This is a genomic window from Eubacteriales bacterium mix99 (assembly GCA_038396605.1).
Lineage (GTDB): Bacteria > Bacillota > Clostridia > Caldicoprobacterales > DTU083 > UBA4874.
Genome location: CP121690.1, coordinates 218,855 through 239,359, shown reverse-complemented (window position 1 = coordinate 239,359; position 20,505 = coordinate 218,855). Strand labels below are relative to the sequence as shown.

Below are 20,505 nucleotides of genomic sequence, written 5' to 3'. Positions count from 1 at the left end.
ATGGAATGGAGACCCAGACAAAAACCGAAAGAGGTTCGGATCGCATTGATCGGCACCGGCGTTCAGCAGCGCAATCATATGAGGAATTATGCCGGTCTTCCTGGTGTAAAGTTTGTTGCAGCGTCTGATATTATAGAAGAAAAGCTCAATGAGTTCTGTGATGATTTTCATATCGGGCATCGCTATATTGATTATCGGGAGATGCTGAAGAGAGACGACATTGATGCCGTGGACGTAACGGTTCACAACAATTTGCATCTCCCGCTCGTTCTTGATGTCCTGCGTGCCGGCAAACACTGTTACTGCGAAAAGCCAATGGCGGGATCCTTCGCAGACGCCGTCACGATGTACCGGGCCAGCGAAGACTACGGCAGGATGCTGCATATTCAGCTTGGCCGGATCTATGATCCTGAAACTGTCGCGGCAAAGGAGTATATTGACAGCGGGAAACCTGGTCATATTTATCATGCCCGCTCCTATGGCTACCGCCGCCGGGGGCGGCCGTATGTTGACGGATACGCGGAAAAGGAGTTTGATCAGGCCTATATGGCCCAGCATGGGGCACTGTACGATATGGGGGTTTACCATATCTCACAGATCCTCTATCTTCTGGGCCTTCCGAAGCTTGAAAGGGTGTCCGGCAAAGTATATCAGGAGCTTGCCATGGATCCTGTTCGCAAGGCGATCAGCAAGTTTGATGTGGAAGAGCTTGGCGCAGGGTTTGCATATTATGAGAATGACCTGACGCTCGATATCCTCGAATCCTGGGCAATCCACGGTGGTCCATTCCCGCCTTCGGCCATTTATGGTTCAAAAGGCGGTGTATCGCTTGGCGGCAGCTTTTCCAGCGTCAAAGAAGATCCGACGGAAAATACGTTTTCCTTCTATGATGAAGAGCTTGGTTATCCGAGAGTGGTCAAGCCCGACCTGAAGGCAGAGTTCGGCCGCCGTGCGCAGGTGGATCCGAACTACAGCTTCTATTGCAATTCGCAGGCACATTGGCTCGCGGCCCTGCGCGGCCAGTGCAAGCTTCTTCCGACAAAGGATATTGCACTGGAAACCATGCGGGTCAGTGAAGGACTTTTCCTTTCGAGTACATTGAACAGGGAAATCCTTGCCGACGAGATCCCGACTCTCAGCAAATCCACGGCTTTGAGAACGCAGGAGACCCCATTTGGCATCCTCAGATACGATTTCTAAGTAATTTTGCTAAAGAAGGGTATTCTTTTTGATCCGGGGGCGATGGATTTTCCACCGTTCCCGGACTTTTAACAGTGCATCCGGCGGGACAAAATTACGGTGGAGATGGAGTATATTTTTGAGATTTGACAGCTGGGAGAAGTGGAAGTGAATCCCGGGGGAAGGCCCCTGCAGGTGATCACGCTGGGTTGTCACAGTCCGGAAGACATTAGTGATTCCGGACCTTTCTTCCGTTTCCAGGGTTGATGCCGGAGACGCCGGCAGAGCTTCTCTGGGTGGTCTCATTTAATCGTAGATCCGGTATTTTTGATGAATTGGACGGAATGCAGCAGCTTCCTTATTCCATTTACTCAGGATTTGATCGGCGGAGAGCTTGCCTTCCCGCAGATCCGTGTTCCCGGATGCAAGGTCAATATGATAATGCGCCCCTTCGGAAGGCGGCGGATTAAATGCAAACTGCCCTGGGTACATTTCCCGGATCGTGCACATAAGCAGCACTCCAAGCTCTACGGCGCGGACTGCTTTGGGCTCTGAAATATGGATCTGTACCCCATAGCAGCATTTTCCGGCGTGTTTTCCAAAGGAAGGGATGAAAAATGCCGGACTGAATGCAAGACCAGGACAGTGTTCCCGGTTCATTCGATCAGACAGTGCAATCGGATCAATATAAGGTGCGCCGATTGTGGTAAAGGGAGTGGTGGTTCCACGCCCTTCTGAAACATTCGTTCCGGAGAACAGACAGGTTCCGTTGTAAACCAGAATGGAATCAGGAGTGGGCAGATTGGGACTGGGCTTGACAAAAGGAAGACCGGTTTCATTGAAATACATTTCACGGTTCCAGCCCTGCACGGGAATCACCCCCAGGTCACAGCCCAGATGATGCTCGCCGTTGTAATACTGTGCCATTTCACCCATTGTCCAGCTGTGGCGAATTGGGATTTGCGTCAGCCCGATAAAGGAAAGCAGATCCTTTGTGTGGCAATTGCCTTCCAGCACGGTTCCGCCGATTGGATTGGGGCGGTCCAGTACCACCATTTTTTTGTCCGCAGCTGTGCAGGCACGCATGGCATGGAAAAGGGTGGACGCGTAGGTATAGTAACGCGAACCGACATCCTGAATATCGAACACCATCATGTCGATTTGATTCATCGCTTCCCTGGAAGGCTGATATACCCGATCCTTTGCGCCGCCATCCCCGGAAGAAATGGAATCTTCATACAGGCTATAGGCAGGCAATCCGGAAAACCGATCGATATAAAAGGAAACCTTTTCTCCTGGCCCGAGGATGCCCCGTACTCCATGTTCGGGAGAGAACAGGACACGAAGATTAAACCTTTCTTTCAGAACATCAATACTGGTTTTCATATTGCGGGCAAGGCCGGAATATCCGGTAATCAGGCCAAGCCGCGCATTTCCGAAGACACGCCGGCACTCCTCTGTTCTGTCAATACCGGTCAGGACACCAGCAGTCATGGATTCCATCATCCTTTCCTTCAATGAGCCTTGCAATATCTCTGCTGCATGTTACAGAGCATCTCCCTTTTCGCCGGACGGTATATTTTCCGGATTCAATTCATCGATGTCAATGGCGTTCTTTTTTACTTCTTCCGGAATCTGAATCGGCTTCACCTTGTTATAGGAATTCACGGTCATTGACAGAGTGATTTCTTTTATTTTGGCAGCATTTTCTTCATCCGTTCCGGAAATCATTGCATCAGTCAGATCACCCAGATCCGCTGTAATTTTAGCGGGTAAACTGGAATCCTTATAAATATAAATATCCATGTTAATGTTGATGTCATCCGAATCCAAAGCATTTGAAATATCTTTTGCCATATCTCCAAGGGAGGAAAGCAGCTCCTTTATATATTCTCCCTTTAGTGTAACCTTCAGCAGATAAGCATCTTTCTTGCCGACTTTCTGCAGTTTATCATCCAGGGAAGCTTTAATCTTTTTATCAACGATTGCCTGGTACACATCCTTTTTGGCGAGTGTATCCATATTTAATTTTTTATCATTGGAAGCCAGTTTCATCCACTTGCCGGCTAATGAAGTGTATGCTATATATCCACCGTCAGTTTTGACAGAATAACTCTCGGTATCGGTTTCAATGCGGATTGGCCCGGACATGGACAACTTCCCTGAAGAATGGATCGCCGGCTTTGGTGCCAGGATGGACTGAACATCCATATTCAGCTTCATGCCCAAATCACCACCATTTATACCAATGACCGGATTGGAGGGAAATGTCATTTTCAAATCAACTTCTGTGGCTCCATCCACAGACTTCAGATTCTTCACGGCTTCCACTACGTTTTTCGCAACGCTTATTGGGGTTGGTCTCCCGCAGCCGGATAAAAGTCCCATAAGGATGGTGATTGTGGAGAGGAGTATTATCGCTTTCCGGTATTTTTTCAAATGAGTTCCTCCTTTGCAGCGCTGACAGCGCCGCAACTTGTTCTAATGATCTGTTAAATTATATCATGGTTCCTGCATTTTTAACAGGATCTGTCTGTCACAGTATTGCAGCAGTTCTGGCTTTGCAGTTTTACGGGTATTCCCTTCATGTCATCTTACCTCCAAGTTTGTTTATCAAAAAGTAAGCGAAAATACGCCCGCTTCGATAAGGGGTGATGAATCACCTCTACAGTTACCGTACCCAAATGGTGAACGATAACATGAATCCCTCATCTTCAAAACGCTTAGTGTTTAAGTGGGGAGGTTCAACAGGTATTGACCTCTTGAAGCAATGGAATGGATCAAGATTAATTAATTTTTTGAACTTTTTAAACTGAGAAGGCATATCGAAAAAACGAAAACAGCAGATAAGGAAGAACTTTCAAGATTGTCAGGGGAGGTGTCTGAAGTGATGGAATCCTTTTACTACAAAGCTAAAGATGAGGGTCGACAGGAAGGGCGACGGGAAAGGAACCTGCAGACTGCTCAAAAGATGCTGAAAAAGGGCTTAAGCCTGGATTTGATCTGTGAGATAACGGAGTTGCCACGGGAAACAGTGGAAAGGTTGGGGAAAGAAATTGCAAATTAGGAAGAAAGCATAAAGTCTCCTGCCAGATGAGATAATGGCAGGAGATTTTGTTTTGGGCATTTTTTACATCATCATCAAACCAAAAGCAGCAACGCCCACAACCGCATAAAGACCGTTTACCAGAAGACAGATTTTCATAAGGTTATTCTGCACCTTTGCTTTCATATAGGAGGCTATGGTAAATATGCCGCTGAGAATCATAAAGGCTGCGTAGCAGGATATGATGATTTCCGCTGCAGGGGATTTCAACGCCCAGTCCAGCGTCCTGAGCGGAAAGATGGTCCACGGTATAAACATCATGAGGGTACTCATGCCGGTAAGAATTTTATTTTTCATTGAATTTATCCCCTTTCAACTTGTCCGAAACGGAAACAGGACAGGAGCAAACAAATAATTGTAATCCCAGCTGCAACAGGCAGCCATGGAATCCATTTGATGGGTGCTGTGGAAAGACGCGTGGCCAGTTTTCCATATTCCGAAACAATAACGAAGAATGGATAGGCCATGGGATAGACAAACCACACTTTTGTATTGATCATCAAAACGGACGGTACGATGGAAGCAAGCCCGAATCCGATGGAAAAAATGGGAGTCCGGATCCATACGGAGAGGAGCCAGAAAAACGTCAGCATGGGAATGGAGGCCAGTAAAATGGAACCTGCCTGTTTAAATACATAGGACAGTGGCAGCAGGAAGTTATAGTCCTGTGTCCGGGAAGCAATGCCTGCACTGACCCCATACATACCGACGGTCATCAGAATCTGGGCTGCCGCCAGTGGCAGCAATACCGTAAATTTGGCAAAACACAGCTTTGCGGGACAGACTGGAAGGGACAGCATTTTTAGAATGCCATGATGGTTTCGTTCCGTCTGCTGAAGCAATACGGTGCAAACGACCATGCTTGCGGGAAACAGGAATGCTGCCATTCCCATGAATCCCTGTATGAAAAAATTGTTTTCCGGTGAAATGCCTTCCGCCTGCATTTTAAAGTTCATATCGGCATGGATGACGGAGGGCAACCAAAGAATGACCGTTCCCAGAAACAAAAGAATCAGAATCCTGGATCGGCGGATCTTCCGGAGCTCCACTCCAACAAGGGTACAAAATTTCATGTAAACCGCCTCCTTATATTGGTAAACAGGGCTCCTGCAATACTGATCGCCCCAATTTCGATGGGCACGGCAAGTAGTAATTTACCGGCCGTGTGCGCTGGCAGGCTTTCGGGGATCTGAAAAAGCAGTGCATAGGGAAACAGTGACAATGCAAAGTTTCCGGAAGGCAGCATTGTGGCTGTAAACACGCAAATGACACCGATCCCCAGGGAAATCCACATATTTTCACACACTGAGGCGATGAAAAGCGAGAGCAGCACAGCCGGCATCATCAGGAGCAAAAAGCATCCAAAGTTTTGAAGCAGCTCCAGGATGAGCCCATGAAAGCCTTCAGGCAGCGGAAACCAGCGGAAGGAACAAAATCCAACTGCAGCCGCTTCCAATGCGAGAATGACAATGCAGGCAGCGGCCATCAACAGGAACTTATCCACAAACAGTTTGCCTCGTTTTATCGGCAGGGCAGCCATCTTCCCAATAGCATGATTCTCATACTCCGTATGATACAGAATGCAGGTACCGACCAGAACAAGCAGTATGTTCAGCATGGCCATCATCTGCCAGTTTGCATCAAGCAGGATCCGGACAGGAGGCTTGCCCTGGCTGGTATAGAGTTCGGAACGGAAGGCCATATTCAAAACGGGAACCATGGCGGAAAACAGCCCGCCAAGCAGCAGCGCCGGGAAAAAACCGGATCGTTTCATTTTTTTGCATTCCGGGAACACGCTCATCTCATGCCTCCTGTCTGCCGGTTATCCGTTTCAATCAGAGAGAGAAAAGAGTCCTCCAGGTTGTCCGTAGGGAACCCCTGAGCTCCGGCTCTTTGCTTCAGTTCCTGCAGTGTCCCTTCAAACAAAAGACGCCCGTGATTCAGGATGCCGATAGAGTCCGCCATCCGTTCCATTTCGGACAGCAGATGGGAAGATACCAGCACCGTACAGCCAAATTGCTGTGGCAGGGAACGGATGAGGGCCCGTATTTCATGGATCCCCACGGGATCCAGCCCGTTTGTCGGCTCGTCCAGAGTCAGAATCGGGGGTCTGCCAATCAGGGCGCTGGCCAGGCCCAGTCTCTGTTTCATGCCAAGAGAGTATTTTCCGGCAAGCCTTTTTCGGTATGGAGTCATGCCTACAATCTCCAGTGCTTCGGAAACAGCGGACTTTGGCAGACCCAGGATTCTGCGGACAATTTCCAGATTTTCCTCTCCGCTTAAGTTTCCATAAAAAGCAGGGGATTCAATGAGGGATCCGACCTCTCCCAGAATCTCCATCCTGTTTTCCGGATATTTTTTGCCGTCAATTACAAAGGTACCGCGTGTAGGTTTGGTCAGTCCCAGCAGCATTTTCATCGTCGTGGATTTTCCTGCCCCGTTGGGGCCGAGAAAGCCATAAACTTCTCCTCCTGGTATGTGAAGATGGATATCGGATACGGCGGCAAAGTCCCCATAGGTTTTGGTCAGGTGACTGGATTCAATGATATTCATATCTTTCTGCTCCTTTCCCGTTTGTTTTGTCTTTTCGGTTTGCATGGATTGCATAGATTGGATAGGTTGTATTGATTTTGCTTTTTTATCATTTCATACCCCTTCTCTTTAAGCTTCTTATCTGTTCCGGACTTTTTGCTTCTTATCAGTTCCGGCTTTTCTTTCTGGCTTTCCCTCTTTCCCTTTCTTACAGAAACATTCTACCGGTCCAACCTTGCAGCAACCTTTCCCCTTCCTTACATCTGTCTTACATTTCGCCGGAAGGTGATAAAAGAAAGCGCCCTGTGCTATAATGAAATCATGCAAAAGAACGGAAACGGAAGGAAGGCGGAGTTCCTGTGGCCTCGGAATATTTAAAGACAAAACGCATCCTGCTTGTCGATGATGAGCCGGAGCTTCTGGATATGGTGGGCTCTATCCTGACGGAGGGTGGATTCGAAAGGATAAAAACAGCAGGCAGTGTGAAGGAAGCGATTGCGGCAGCAGAGGAATTCTGTCCGGAGCTGGCAATCCTGGATGTGATGCTTCCGGACGGAAGCGGTTTTTCTTTAATGAAGGAACTGAGGGACAGCGGGGATTATCCGATCTTGTTCCTGACGGCCCGGGGCGAGGAGGAGGACAAGTTCAAAGGCTTTGGACTGGGAGCCGACGATTACATGGTCAAGCCGTTTTCGCCGAAGGAGCTGCTGTACCGTATCATGGCCATTTTGCGGAGATGTTATAAAGAGGAGGATTCCCTGGTAAAGCTGTGCCACAGTGAAATTGATTTTGCCCGTGCGGAGGTTGTAAAAGGTGGAAAATCCATTCCCCTCACTGCAAAGGAACATGCGCTGCTGCTGGCTTTGTATCGAAACGCAGGCCGCATCGTGTCCATCGACGCCCTGTGCGAAGCAGCCTGGGGCGAGAACCCCTTTGGCTATGAAAACTCGCTGATGGCCCACATACGCCGGATCAGGGAAAAAATAGAGCGGAATCCTTCCCGGCCTGTATCCCTTCTGACCATCAAGGGGCTGGGATATAAACTGATGGTGGAGGGAGACTGAGATACGGATGATGAACAGCATTCCGAAACTGATTCGTCGTTTTGTTGGGATATGGCTGCTCAGCTCATTTTTGCTGATTGTTTTGAATTTTGTCATGCTGGTCATTGTGGCTCTGAAGCAATCTCCCAACGGCACCCCGTGGAAAGCAGCGGAGCAGGCGGCTGCGGCCCTTAAGCGGACGGAGAAGGGATATGTCCTGTCCGGCCCGGTATCCGCCGAATTGAAGTCCCATCACGTCTGGGCGATTTTTATTGAGGATGCCACCCATCAGGTGGTGTGGCACACAGACTATCTCCCCGATTCGGTCCCGCTGAAATTTTCACTGTCTGATGTTGCAGACCTGACCCGTGGATATATTGACGGATATCCGACTTTTACAGGGAAATTGGAACAGGGCCTAATGGTATTGGGTTATCCGAAAGACAGCTTCTGGAAACATATGTGGCCAAGCTGGGACTATCAATTCATCGCCAACCTGCCAAAGATGATCTTTTTTTGCTGTCCATCAATGTTGCACTCATATTTCTTATCTACATGATCGCCAATTCAAGGCTTTTGAAATCGGTCCGGCCGATTGCCAATGGGATACAGGCTTTGCCCACCGGGAAACCGGTATATATCCGGGAAAGGGGTCTGCTATCCGAGTTGTCTGTCAATATCAACCGTACCTCGGAGGTGCTGCAGTCCCAGAACGATCAGCTGCGGAAAAAGGAAACGGCCCGGGCAAACTGGATTGCAGGGGTTTCCCATGATATCCGTACTCCGCTGTCCATGGTCATGGGATATGCAGAACAGCTGAAAAACGATTCCGGTCTCCCGGACAGCGTGCAGAAGAAGGCTATGGTGATCTATCAGCAGAGTCAGCGAATGAGCAATCTGATCTGGGATCTGAATCTTGCTTCCAAACTGGAATATAATATGCAGCCTGTAAAGCAGAAAAGAGAAAACGCTGTGGCACTGGTCCGGCAGGTGGTTGTGGATTTCATGAATGCCGATATTGAAAAGAAATACCCGATGGAATGGGAAACGGAGGATACCCTGTCTTCCTGTTTTGTCAATGCGGACCGGGACTTACTGAAGCGGGCCGTATCCAATCTGATCCAAAACTGCATCAACCATAATGAGAGTGGCTGTACAGTGTATGTTTCGGTTCAGTCAACGGAAAAGAGCTGTAACATCTGTGTGGAGGATGACGGGATCGGGATTTCCGAAGCAGAAAGGAAAGTGCTGAATACAGCACCGCATTATGTGGTCTGTGATACCAATACAACGGGACAGCGTCATGGGCTTGGTCTTAAGATCGTAAAGCAGATCGCAGCTTCCCACGGAGGCAAAACCCTTGTGGAGCACAGTTCCCATGGCGGTCTCGCCGTAAAAATGATCCTGCCACGGCTGCAATGAAGGGCGGGGGTGGAGGATTGTATAAATTCAAAGGGGTGGGGACACTCACATATCTTTTCTTTCTGTGCCATTTGAAAAGGACTATTGCCTGATGATTTACACCAGTATATAATACTTGCCAGTATACACCAGTATATAATGCTTGCCTGGCAGTACAAACCAGTATATAATGGGCCATGTAAATACAGGCCGGTCATACAAGCTATGCAGGATATCAATCCCGGGACAGCGGTAGATGATACCTGGTCGGATCCAATGAGTCAGTATCTGGCCTATACCGCGGCGGATGAAGTTTACCGGTTTCTTGGGAAGGAGGGCTTTGTCCATCGGGTATCACACATACGGAAAAGAAAACTTTGCACGCGGGGCAAGAATTATCCGGCTGAGAGAGGGACAATCGGAGGTGGAATCCTGGCTGAGACTGGAGGATGGCACGGTTCTCCGGAATCAGCCCATGCATCGGCCGGAATTACCGGAATCCTGAGAAGCAGCAGATGTCTGCCGGAGCCTTGGAAGAAAACGCATCGGCCCGGATTGACTTTCTTATGATTTGGCTATTTCAAAAAACGGCTCATCCGGAGAGGGATGGGCCATTTTATAAATTTTAATTGGAGTTTTAATCGGTCCGGATTTTGTCAGGGAATTCCCGGAAGCCTATATTGCGCTGGAAGGATCACAATCAGTCAATCCCATGAATGGTATGGGTAAGGTCCTGAATCGATTGATCCAGGTTCTTCAGCTGGTTTTCGATCCGGACCAGCAGATACACAGAAATCACAATGGGAAACCCTACATTGGCAATCAAGCCGACCAGTTCTTCCATATCCTTGCCTCCTTTCCATACAACGGCTTACGGGTTTGTCAGGAATGGAAAAGGGGGAAAAGGCGACTCCCCCCTTGTTTCGTCAGGCAAATTCCAGGACTTCCGTCTGGGTGGTTACGAGCTGCGCACTGTCGATTTCCGCCAGGCCGCCTTCCACTTCAAAAACGTCCTTGCCGATAACCGTTTCCATGGCTGCCTCGACTTCGGCAGGGTCCAGATCTTCCCTGGGACTGTCAAAGGTGACCCGGAATTTCTTACCCAATCCGGTTGCAAAAATCATCTCCAGCATCGTTTCCATACTTTCATCTCCTTTCCTCTGAAGTTGGGCCTTTCATTGGCTGCTGCGGATCCGTTACCCATTGATCAGGTCGGACTGTTCCACTTTGCGGATTCCGGCAACCGGGTAGCTCTGAAGGGCTGCCAGTGCGGAAGCCACATCAAAGATATCCTGATCAGGGGCATCCGTTTTGATGTTGTTCAAAGACTTTGCCCTGGTCCGTTCCCTGCCGTTTTCACCCAAGCCAAGGCTCAAACGAATCTGCACCCTGGTGCTCAGCGGCTTTTTTACCAATGCCATACGAAACACCTCCTTTCCCGATGAATTGGCAAGGCAATCAAACATTTGTTCGCCTTACACTATATAGATTTCATCGGAACAGGAGGAGTGGACACGGAAAAGAAAAAAGCTTGACTTTCCCTGAAAGGAGGTCAGGAAATGAGCCTGTCCAGCGCCAGGGCCACCGAGCCCATAATGGGAGCGCTTTCGCCAAAATCGGAAATTTCCACAGGCACATATTTATATTTACTGCTGAGTGTTTTGTCCTTCAGATATGCTTCCAGTGCTTCCGTTGCCAGACTGCCGGCAAGTGCTATATCATGACCCAGGTAAATGGTGTGGGGATCAAACAGATTGATCAGGTTCACAAGCCCGATGGAGAGGTATAGGCACTGCTTGTCAATGAGCTTCCGGGAGAGTGAATCGCCGGATTTTGCCTGTTCCACGATATCTGTCCATTCGATCCGGCCGATCCCTGCAAGGGAGGAATCCATGCCCAGCGAAATGGAGTTTTCTGCCTGGGATACCACTTCCGGGATACCGGCATAAAGCTCCAGGCAGCCGGTATTGCCGCAGGCGCATTTCGGGCCTTCAAAGTTGATCGTCGTGTGACCGATCTCGCCGCGGAACCCCATATCGCCGTGAAAAATGGCGTTGCCAGAGTCAGGAAAAACAATTGGCATGTCACTGCTGGCTACGGATCAGGACGGGAACGGCAACTGGGGCCAAATTATGTGGCATGGGGATGGTGACGACCAGGCTAGGTGGGCGGCTATGTTAATTCAAAGGAATTATATCGCCATAGATCTGATGTCATCTTCAGACTTCTGCAATAGTATTGGGTTCCAGAGTGATCGTTATCTCTTTTCCGTTTCGATCTGTTATCTTTCGGGTCACTTTGCCATCTGTTACATTCAACAGAAGCTTATGGTCCTCCATTTGCGCTGCATAAATAAAATCAAGCACGCCATCCATAACATGGTATTCGTTTTGTTGCAGGAATTTCGTCATGGGATCGCATAAATTCTGTTGATAGTATTCCATGTCCTTCACAAGCGGTTTGTCGGGAAGTTCAGAGCGTGATATGACATCCAGTAAGTGATCCGAATTTATCACAACAGGAAGGTACAGAGATTTTCCCGCTCCGATTTTTTTCTCACCGCCTTTTCTGTTGAAGAATTTATCCCAATAATTCCTGTTGTCCTCCAATGCCCGGAGTTCCTGAACCTGATATCCGATCAATAGTCCGCCCTTTTGTAACCAGTTCCATAGGATATCCAGTGTTTTCCTGCGGAACATTTCTCCCGTACCAATGATCAGATAGTGTAAGTCTTCCAGTATGCCATCTCCCACTGTTCTGTCGTCAATGAACCGAAAATCCGAATAGTCTCTTAGCAGTCCAAAGTTGATCATGACTTCCGCTGGAGTTACTGTGTCGAGGACAATAGAAACATCCGGATAAAAGACGCCTATATCTTTTCTGGGCCTGCGTTGATGCAGGTATTTCAGATTTTTTATAAAGAGATCCGCTTTTTCTTCTCGATCGAACAGGTTTTCTTCATAGAAATGCAGTTCTTCTGCTCCTGTGGCCGCCGCGTTATATATCCGGCAGACCACTCCTTTCTCTGTCACCTTGCCTGCCGGCTCAAACCCAAAGGCTACCTGGTAAAAGCTGCCGGCGGAAGAAATCCAATTGGTCAGGCAGAAGTTTTCGGCATATATGGAAGCTTCGTTGGTGATTCGTATACCGCAATGGCAGCGGGCGGCGGTTTTACATTGGTCCGCAAAATTTGATCCGTGATTCGATACCGCGTTCCCACCGGTACATAAATAAATAGGATGGTCAGGAAAATATTTTCTGGCAGTCTTCATCCAAATTCCCGCATAGTCTGTCATCGAACCCCTGTACCAGTCAATAAAATCCACCCAGCGCTTTCTGGATGAATTACTGTTTTTTTTGAACTTGCCGGCTTCGGTATGCTCGTCAACACGAAAACCTTCCAGCCCATCCACGGTAATTTCGGGGAAGGAAACAGAGGAAAAGGCAGGGAAATTCGTCTCCCATGTCCGATTCAACCGGGATATTTCCTGGTATTTTTCATTCATTTTTTTCCGGAAATCTGCTAAAGCAAATTTGTCATTACACCAATAGCCCGCATGGGAATGGTATAAACCCGGTATCTGTGTTGGCCAATTGCCATGCCAATCAGGGAAAATAGCCTCTCCGAAATCTCCGGTAATCCCAAGCAGCAAGGATTCGATCACACCGGAATCCCTGTATCGGTCCGCGAACTTTTTCAGGAATCTTTCGATATAATAATAGAATTCATGATCCCATATGCTCTGAATCTTTGTCTCAATATTATGCTCAAGACATCGCAACCCTTCAAAATGCCTGCTCTCCCGGTACCAATCCGGTAGTGCGTAGGCTGGACCTGCAATAAGAAACGGGACCCATTTCAAACCAGCTTTTTTTATGATTTCCACTTGTGCATCCCATACCGAGAAATCCCAGGAATTTTCTCCACAATTTTCCACAGTTTCCCACGTTACATATTGTTCCACACTGGTAAATCCCAAATTTCTGATGTGAAGCGCACGTTTCTCTGTCAGCATCTTTACCCCTAAACAAAGCTTTGTGTCATCCTTCAAAGCAACCTGTACCGTATCCAATTTCCTTGTCCAATCAGGGGATTGCGTCTCTTCTTCCGAAGAAATTGCAATTGCGTGGACGTCTTCCGAAGCGATTACCGGTTCATGACAGGCTTCAATATCCTTTACGCATCGGAATCCTATGCTGATCAGGCCCTGCCCGCCCAGAACCTTTCTTCGCCTCGATATCCGTAAGTCGAATATACTGCTGTGATAGCAACCACCGCGGCAAACCCTGTATCCTCCCCATCCGTCCCGGAAGGATTCCGTATCTTTTATTTTGTCGGTGTAGTCAAAGAACCAGTCTGCCGTCCATTCCCATATATTACCAGCCATATCATATAATCCATAACCGTTCGGCTCGTAGGACCCTACAGGGGAAGTGTATGGATAGCCGGTGGAATGGCGAAAATCCCTCCAGGCATATTCGGTATTCCGATCGGCATAATTTGCTTTATTCTCCCGGGGCTCTTCCCTTCCCCATGGATAATCGGCTTCTTTCAGGCTACCGCGGGAAGCATATTCCCATTCTTCTTCGGTGGGAAGTCTTTTTCCTGCCCACTCTCCGTATGCCTTTGCCTGTTCCCATGATATGTTGATCACCGGGTACTCGGGATAATTCGTGAAATAGTTTGGCATGTTCGGCCATCTGGGATTTTCCGGATAACCTGTTCCGGAAGCATCACAATACGCCTTATATTCTTTGTTTGTGACGGGGTATTTGTCAATATAGTAGCTTTTCAGGGAAACCTTATGAACAGGCTTTTCTTCGTGATATCCGGATTCACTTCCCATAAGGAATTCCCCGGCGGGGATAAGTACCATTTCTTTATTGTCTCTCGCCCTTATCTCATTCACTTTCTCATTTGTCATATGGATTTCCCCTTTCGGATGATCTCTCATATTTTGCGGCATGTCCAGGCAGGATATACTCCGCTGTGCCTGTTTGCTCATTTGCTGTAAAAAGCAGATTCCGCGTTAAGATGCCCACTTATACAACCCTTTCAATCGTAGGCTGAACATGGGAAATAATAAGTGGTTCCGGATAATGATCCGATATTCACGCTGAAACACTGTTTCGGGCTCCAGTGTCTGAATTCCTTCTTTCCTGATCAAATCATAAGAATTCCCATGGAAGGAACCATGCCATACCTGGCTTCCATGCAAACAAAGGGATTTTTATATTCCCGGCGAGGTCTATTCTGTGTAACATAATTCATTGCAATATATTTGTCGGAAATTGTCCATGTGTCGGGCAATTTGGGATAGAATAGAGGAAGAGCAACAGAAACAGTAAAAACAGTGGGAGGGACAGTATGCCTGTGCATGTAACAAATGAAATCGGAAAATTGAGAAAAGTCATGCTTCATCGTCCGGGTGAGGAACTGGAGCACCTGGTGCCGGGAGAGCTGGAACGGTTATTGTTTGATGATATTCCCTATCTGAAAACGGCCCGGCAGGAGCACGATGTTTTTGCGGACATTCTGAGGGATCAGGGGACGGAAGTGGTATATCTGGAGGACCTGGCGGCAGAAACATTGCGGATTGGACCGAAGGTCCGTGAAAATTTTATCTGGCAGGTGATTGCGGAAGGCGGAAGCCTGGCAAAGGAATACAAAAACGAGCTGTTTGATCTGCTGAATGGGATCGAAGATGAAAAGGATCTGGTGCTGAAAACCATGGCGGGAGTCAGCACGAATGAAATGAAGGATGCGACTTACAGTCCCCTGGCAGATCTGGTGAAGTCCGGCGGCCGTTTTGTCCTGGATCCCATGCCCAATCTTTATTTTACCAGGGATCCGTTTGCCAGCATTGGCAGGGGGGTCAGCTTAAACCGAATGTATTCCGGGACCAGAAGGCGGGAAACGATTTATGGGAAGCTGATTCTGGAAAACCACCCGGATTTTGCAGGCAAAGTGCCTTTCTATTACAGGAGAGAGGATCCGTTTCACATGGAAGGCGGAGACGTTCTGAATCTGAGTCCCAGGTCTCTGGCCGTGGGCATTTCCCAGCGTACCACTCCGGAAGCCATTGAAAAGCTGGCACAAAACATTTTTGCGGACAGGGACTCGGAGATAGAGACCATCCTGGCACTGGATATTCCAAATGTCCGGGCCTATATGCATCTGGATACGGTACTGACGCAGATTGATTATGATAAGTTCACCATTCATCCTGAGATTCTGGGCAGTCTGAGGGTATACGAAATCTCACGGGGCGACGGGAAAGATTCTCTGTCTGTGAAGGAGCCGGATGGCACCCTTTCCGAAATATTGGGGGACCATATGGGCCGGGATCCGGTCACCATGATAAGTTGCGGCGGTCAGGACCGGGTGGTTTCGGAACGGGAACAGTGGAACGACGGATCCAACACTCTGTGCGTTTCTCCCGGAAGGGTCATTGTATATGACCGGAACTACATTACCAACCGGATTCTCCGGGACTGCGGCGTGGAAGTGCTGGAGATGCCTGGCTCCGAACTGGCCAGGGGCAGAGGCGGTCCGAGATGCATGAGCATGCCGCTGATTCGGGACGATATATGACAACCTGATGTTTGGGTGCTGCAGGTTTGTGTATTAATAGCTGTATGTACTGCGCCGGCTGATCAGATGGGGCGGGCAACTTGACAGAATCCACAGCCCTTCCCGGAAAAAGGATAATGGGTGCCTGAAGGCAAGGAGGACGCGTATGCAATATATTATGCTGTTTTTGGAAGGAATCGTTACTTTTATATCGCCTTGTCTTTTGCCTATGCTGCCTGTCTATATTTCCTGTTTCGCAGCAGGCGGGATCAATAAAAGAAAAAAATCCCCTAATGCATAGTGTTGCTTTTCTGTTGTTCGTATGATATGCTTTCGTCATACGGAAATGCAGGAGGGATAGAATGGAACGGGCGAAATCACGCAGGAAAACGCCATGGGAAGGGACTGAAAACATGACTGCGACACAGAAATTTTTGCAGGGACGCTACATTGCCAGCTACGAAAGCCGCCATCAGAAGGTTGCCGATAGTTGCGAAGCCGAGATGATTAATTCCCACATCCCCGCTAAATGCCCATACTGCGGGGCGGAAGGCTTTAAGAAGAGCGGCCATACGCGCAGCGGGGTGCAACGCTATATGTGCATCTGCGGCAAAACCTTCCTGCCCACTACGGGCACGATTTTCGATGAACACCGGATCCCAATCAGCGAATGGACTGACTACTGCTTAAATTTATTCCACCACGTAAGCATCACCGCTGACTCCTGGAACAACAAAAACGCATTCAGAACGTCCAGATACTGGCTTCAGAAGCTCTTCTTGACGCTCGAAGGGGTGCAGGACGGGGTCGTCCTGTCGGGCGACATCTGGCTCGACGAAACCTTCTATTCCGTCCGGGCGGAAGACATGGTGCGGAAGGACAACGGCGACAAGCTGAGAGGGCTGTCTGTGAACCAGCTCTGCATTGGCGTTGCCACAGACAAGAAAAACAGTGTGGTTCTGCTGGAGGGCACGGGCAAACCTTCGCAAAAGAGGACATTTGAGGCATTCGGGGAACATATCAGACAAGGGTCGCTCTTAATCCATGACGGCGACACCTCGCACAGCCGCCTGATTAAGAAGCTTTCGCTGAAAAGCGTAGTGCATCCTTCTAAATCCTTAAAAGGGATGCCTGACAATGTGAACCCTATGAATCCGGTCAACCGCGTTCACGCCATACTTAAAAACTTCCTGAATTCTCACAGCGGCTTCAAACGCGAGGACATACAAGGATATCTGAACTTGTTTGCGTTTGTCACAAACCCGCCAGCCGAATTGTTGGAAAAAGTAGAGCGTGTGATAAATTTGGGATTTCAAAATCCCAGATTGCTAAGGTATAGAGAATTCTATGCTACTAATACTGATGTTGAAACGTAATCAAGCAACACTATGCATTAGGGGATTTAAAGAAAAACGCTTGCCAATTCCATCGGCTTTGTCCTGGGTTTCACCATTGTCTTTCTTGTCATGGGCGCCTTCATGGGATCGATTGGGAAGCTGCTGCGGGAATACGCAGTGGTCCTGAATCTTGTGACAGGACTGATTGTCATGATATTTGGACTGAATTTCATGGGCGTTTTCCATATAGAATTCCTGAACAGGACCTATCAGAAAACCGCGTATGTCGAAAGCCCTGGCTTTTTGTCCTTTGTGCTTCTGGGGATTGTTTTTTCCATCAGCTGGACCCCATGCGCAGGGGCATTTCTGGGTTCGGCCTTACTGACTGCTTCCCTGGGCGGCTCGACCCCGCAGGGTATTTTCATGTTGCTTGCTTTTTCCATGGGGTTGGGGATTCCGTTTGTTTTCAGTGCGCTTTTAATCGATCAGATGAAAGGGACATTTGACTTCATTAAAAGAAATTACAGGATCATCAACAGGATATCCGGCGGGCTGCTTGTTATTCTCGGAATTCTCATGGCAACGGGAACGATGGGTCATTATCTTTCCAATCTGGCGGTTTAGGAGGTACAGGCATGAGTAAGAAAGCAAAAACAATGGTATCCTTCCTGGCATTTGCATTGTTTATCGGAATTGCAGTTTTTGCATACAACCGACTCAGCAAGGAGGTCGCTCCCCAAAGCAGGCATGATAAAGTGGAGGAAAAGGGAGAATCAGAGCCATCTCCCCATTCCCAGGAATCCCGGGTTTCCCAAAATCCCCCCGAAGTCTCACGGAAGCCTTCCCAGACACCGTCTCGGACGTCCCGGCAGCAGCAAGCCCCTGATTTTACAGTGGAGGATATGGAGGGAAATTCAGTAAAGCTGTCCGATCTGCCTGGCAAACCTATTGTTTTGAATTTCTGGGCAAGCTGGTGTCCGCCATGCAAAAAGGAAATGCCCGAATTTGAGCAGGCCTATAAACAGATGGGAGAAGACATTACATTTATTATGGTGGATCTGGTGGATGGAAGAGATGAAACCAAAGCAAAGGGAGCGCAATATATAGAGGAGAAAGGCTTTTCCTTTCCTGTATACTTTGATGTGGAACAGGAGGCGGCGTATGCATACGGCATTTCGTCCATTCCCACCACCTTGTTTATTGATAAAGACGGCTTTATCGTGACAGGCGCCTACGGAATGCTGGACAGCGAAAGGCTGCAGGAGGGCATCAGCCGGATCAGATAGTTCTGCCTTGAAAGTTACAAATCAGGATTTTCCGTAAATGGGAATTTATGCTTTAGGCCGCATCAATATCGCCCCCATATTTTTTCAAATACTTATCCCGGATATTGCCACATATACATAAAGGAGAGAAAGCTGCGATTTCTTACAATGATATGGAGGTGTAAAAAGTGAAAAAGAGCCGATTGGTTTGCCTGATTGCCATTGTTCTGGCTGCTGTTTTGCTGTTGGTCGCCTGCGGGGAAAGCGGGTCCGATAAGAAATCCCCGAAAAGCACTGACAAAACGAAAGCTTTCGACTCCACGGATTCGAAAACAAAGGACAAAGCAGGGGAAGAGGATCTTACGCCTTATACTTTTACTCAATATTACAATTATGAGGGCTGGAACCTGAAGGAATGGGGCAAGGATGAAGTATCCAAATATCTGAAGGATAAGTTTCAGATCGATATTGAATTCTCCAAACCGGATACGGATGCACAGGCAAAATTGAATACCATGATTGCTTCCGGGGATTTGCCGGATTCCATTTTCATGGATCGGAATCCGGACTATCTGAGGATGATTGAGCTGGGCTTGCTGCAGCCTTTGGAGCCCTATATGGGAAAGAATCCGGCGATGGAGCAGAATCTACTGGAATCCACCCGCGAAATGCTGAAGGTGGACGGCAAGCTCTATATTATTCCGCAATGGGTCGATTCCTATCACACCGGAGGAAACATGGCGTGGATGTATGTGGACAGCATCTATAAAAAGCTGGGCAGTCCCAAACTGGAAACCTTTGATGATCTGTATCATTATGCCTGCAGGGTGCGGGACGAAGTACCGGAGACGGAGGACGGTCTGAGCGTGACCCCGGTACAGTTCTCGGCAGGCGGAAACGGCGGAGTATTGCTCAATGCCTTTTACCGGTCCTTTGGCGGCGTGCGAACCGGATGGTATACCGTGCTGGACGGCAAATATCAATTGGTTTTTCGGGATCCCCTATTACGGGAAGTTGTTATGGAAGTCAACAAATGGTGGAGAGAGGGCCTGATTTCCGAAACCCAGTTTACCGACAGCAGCGATCAGGTTCTGGAAAAAATGGCAGCCGGACGAAACGGACTGTCCTTCTATGATCAATCCATGGATGATGAGAACAAATTCCGAAAAATCTATATGGAAAATCATCCGGGAGACTCCTATGAAATGGTCGTGCCCAATCTGTTCCCGCCGGCAAAGGGATTATCGCCTGACGACCTTTACGGGGAATGGAGCAATACGATTGGCTCAAGCGGTATCGTCATTACCACAAAAGCGGAAAAGCCTCAGAGGATATTTGACTTCCGATCGTTCTTTTATACACCGGAAGCAGCGCAGTTGTTAATGTATGGTCCCCAGGGACATTTGTGGGACGAACTGGACGAAGACGGCCTGCCCATTCTGAAAAAAGCGGAGAATGAGCTGACGCCGGATGAAGTCAATGCATTGGGTTTATGGTTCTGGATGGAGCCGGGGTTTGCCGATACCATTGACAAGCTGAAATTTGCCATGAATGAGAAGATGCCTCCGGACAGGCAAAGCTGGGTTGTCAGCAACCAGGCCAACCTGCAGACGCCAACCAAATGGAGCACGGATGAATTTGTCGGAGTGACCGATGGCATCAAGCCTACGGACCCGGAAGGGATCAATAAGACCCTGGTGGAGGATTATATCGACGAACAGCTGCCAAAAGCGATGATGGCGGACTCCGAAGAAAAAGCGGAGGCCATGTTTGATGATATCCTGAAGTTTGCCGAGGATAACGGAATTGCAGCCGTGGAGGAAACAGCAGATACTGTCTACCAGGCCAATGTGAAAAAAATCGGAACGCAGCTGACAAAAGGCCGGTATGCCCAATAGCCGATCCGGTCCCGTTACCATATAAAGGGAAGGCAGCAGCAGGACATGCCGGAAGACAGCGTCTTGTCAGAAGTAATTTATCAAACAGTAATAACCGCAATGACATCCTTGCCGGTCCGGCCGTTTATGGTGTCATTGCGGTATATCCCATGGTTGTTGTCTTACGGAAA

20 protein-coding genes and 2 pseudogenes are annotated in these 20,505 nt (G+C 48.5%); 11 read left to right on the top strand and 11 right to left on the bottom strand.

The annotated features are described in order from the left end of the window. Entirely contained in the window at nt 1–1,200 is a 1,200-nt protein-coding gene (locus QBE55_00960) for a Gfo/Idh/MocA family oxidoreductase (protein WZL78774.1), read from the top strand. Between the two features lie 285 nt (nt 1,201–1,485). Here the strand turns inward: QBE55_00960 and QBE55_00955 are convergent, their stop codons facing one another. The 6 genes from QBE55_00955 to QBE55_00930 form a co-directional block, all read right to left on the bottom strand. Continuing rightward, the gene (locus tag QBE55_00955) at nt 1,486–2,673 is read right to left on the bottom strand and encodes a DUF1343 domain-containing protein (GenBank protein WZL78773.1); all 1,188 of its coding nucleotides are present in this window, start codon (nt 2,671–2,673) and stop codon (nt 1,486–1,488) included. A gap of 51 nt (nt 2,674–2,724) precedes the next feature. Continuing rightward, complete coding sequence (locus QBE55_00950) at nt 2,725–3,618, bottom strand: hypothetical protein (protein ID WZL78772.1); 894 nt, start codon at nt 3,616–3,618, stop codon at nt 2,725–2,727. Between the two features lie 691 nt (nt 3,619–4,309). After that, complete coding sequence (locus tag QBE55_00945) at nt 4,310–4,582, bottom strand: hypothetical protein (GenBank protein WZL78771.1); 273 nt, start codon at nt 4,580–4,582, stop codon at nt 4,310–4,312. A 5-nt stretch (nt 4,583–4,587) separates the two neighbouring features. Next, complete coding sequence (locus QBE55_00940) at nt 4,588–5,358, bottom strand: ABC transporter permease (GenBank protein ID WZL78770.1); 771 nt, start codon at nt 5,356–5,358, stop codon at nt 4,588–4,590. Continuing rightward, a complete protein-coding gene (locus tag QBE55_00935; GenBank protein WZL78769.1) occupies nt 5,355–6,086 on the bottom strand; it encodes an ABC transporter permease in 732 nt (243 codons plus the stop codon). The genes QBE55_00940 and QBE55_00935 overlap by 4 nt, the downstream gene beginning before the upstream one ends. Next, a complete protein-coding gene (locus QBE55_00930) occupies nt 6,083–6,838 on the bottom strand; it encodes an ABC transporter ATP-binding protein (protein WZL78768.1) in 756 nt (251 codons plus the stop codon). Before QBE55_00930 ends, QBE55_00935 begins: the two co-directional genes overlap by 4 nt. 338 nt (nt 6,839–7,176) lie before the next feature. Here QBE55_00930 and QBE55_00925 point away from each other — a divergent pair, with 338 nt between their 5' ends. The 4 genes from QBE55_00925 (at nt 7,177) to QBE55_00910 (ending at nt 9,766) form a co-directional block, all read left to right on the top strand. Beyond that, entirely contained in the window at nt 7,177–7,881 is a 705-nt protein-coding gene (locus QBE55_00925; protein WZL78767.1) for a response regulator transcription factor, read from the top strand. A gap of 7 nt (nt 7,882–7,888) precedes the next feature. Further along, a complete protein-coding gene (locus QBE55_00920; GenBank protein ID WZL78766.1) occupies nt 7,889–8,419 on the top strand; it encodes a hypothetical protein in 531 nt (176 codons plus the stop codon). Then, a complete protein-coding gene (locus QBE55_00915; protein ID WZL78765.1) occupies nt 8,377–9,282 on the top strand; it encodes a HAMP domain-containing sensor histidine kinase in 906 nt (301 codons plus the stop codon). The genes QBE55_00920 and QBE55_00915 overlap by 43 nt, the downstream gene beginning before the upstream one ends. A 319-nt stretch (nt 9,283–9,601) precedes the next feature. Next, a complete protein-coding gene (locus QBE55_00910; protein WZL78764.1) occupies nt 9,602–9,766 on the top strand; it encodes a hypothetical protein in 165 nt (54 codons plus the stop codon). 195 nt (nt 9,767–9,961) lie between these two features. Here the strand turns inward: QBE55_00910 and QBE55_00905 are convergent, their stop codons facing one another. The 5 genes from QBE55_00905 to QBE55_00885 form a co-directional block, all read right to left on the bottom strand. Beyond that, nucleotides 9,962–10,105 carry a YvrJ family protein gene (locus QBE55_00905; protein ID WZL78763.1) on the bottom strand — a complete coding sequence of 48 codons (144 nt, stop codon included), beginning with the start codon at nt 10,103–10,105 and terminating at the stop codon, nt 9,962–9,964. An 82-nt stretch (nt 10,106–10,187) separates the two neighbouring features. Then, a complete protein-coding gene (locus tag QBE55_00900) occupies nt 10,188–10,403 on the bottom strand; it encodes a DUF2922 domain-containing protein (GenBank protein ID WZL78762.1) in 216 nt (71 codons plus the stop codon). Between the two features lie 54 nt (nt 10,404–10,457). Continuing rightward, on the bottom strand, nt 10,458–10,682 hold the full coding sequence (locus tag QBE55_00895) for a DUF1659 domain-containing protein (protein WZL78761.1): 225 nt from the start codon (nt 10,680–10,682) through the stop codon (nt 10,458–10,460). 131 nt (nt 10,683–10,813) lie between these two features. Continuing rightward, the gene (locus tag QBE55_00890) at nt 10,814–11,344 is read right to left on the bottom strand and encodes an ROK family protein (GenBank protein WZL78760.1); all 531 of its coding nucleotides are present in this window, start codon (nt 11,342–11,344) and stop codon (nt 10,814–10,816) included. 136 nt (nt 11,345–11,480) lie between these two features. Next, nucleotides 11,481–14,186 carry an SUMF1/EgtB/PvdO family nonheme iron enzyme gene (locus tag QBE55_00885; protein WZL78759.1) on the bottom strand — a complete coding sequence of 902 codons (2,706 nt, stop codon included), beginning with the start codon at nt 14,184–14,186 and terminating at the stop codon, nt 11,481–11,483. 443 nt (nt 14,187–14,629) lie between these two features. Between QBE55_00885 and arcA the strand changes: the two genes are divergently transcribed. The 6 genes and pseudogenes from arcA to QBE55_00855 all read left to right on the top strand — a co-directional run bounded on the left by arcA (nt 14,630) and on the right by QBE55_00855 (nt 20,335). After that, nucleotides 14,630–15,856 (top strand): arginine deiminase, encoded by a 1,227-nt coding sequence (gene arcA, locus QBE55_00880; protein WZL78758.1) that lies wholly within the window; start codon nt 14,630–14,632, stop codon nt 15,854–15,856. A 145-nt stretch (nt 15,857–16,001) separates the two neighbouring features. Continuing rightward, nucleotides 16,002–16,118 (top strand): annotated as a pseudogene (locus tag QBE55_00875) (cytochrome c biogenesis protein CcdA). Between the two features lie 79 nt (nt 16,119–16,197). Beyond that, entirely contained in the window at nt 16,198–17,211 is a 1,014-nt protein-coding gene (locus QBE55_00870; GenBank protein WZL78757.1) for a transposase, read from the top strand. 33 nt (nt 17,212–17,244) lie between these two features. Beyond that, nucleotides 17,245–17,796 (top strand): annotated as a pseudogene (locus QBE55_00865) (cytochrome c biogenesis protein CcdA). An 11-nt stretch (nt 17,797–17,807) separates the two neighbouring features. Beyond that, nucleotides 17,808–18,458: a TlpA disulfide reductase family protein gene (locus QBE55_00860; GenBank protein ID WZL78756.1), complete on the top strand. Its 651-nt coding sequence runs from the start codon at nt 17,808–17,810 to the stop codon at nt 18,456–18,458. A 167-nt stretch (nt 18,459–18,625) separates the two neighbouring features. Next, entirely contained in the window at nt 18,626–20,335 is a 1,710-nt protein-coding gene (locus QBE55_00855) for an extracellular solute-binding protein (protein WZL78755.1), read from the top strand. The last annotated feature ends 170 nt before the right edge of the window (nt 20,336–20,505 follow it).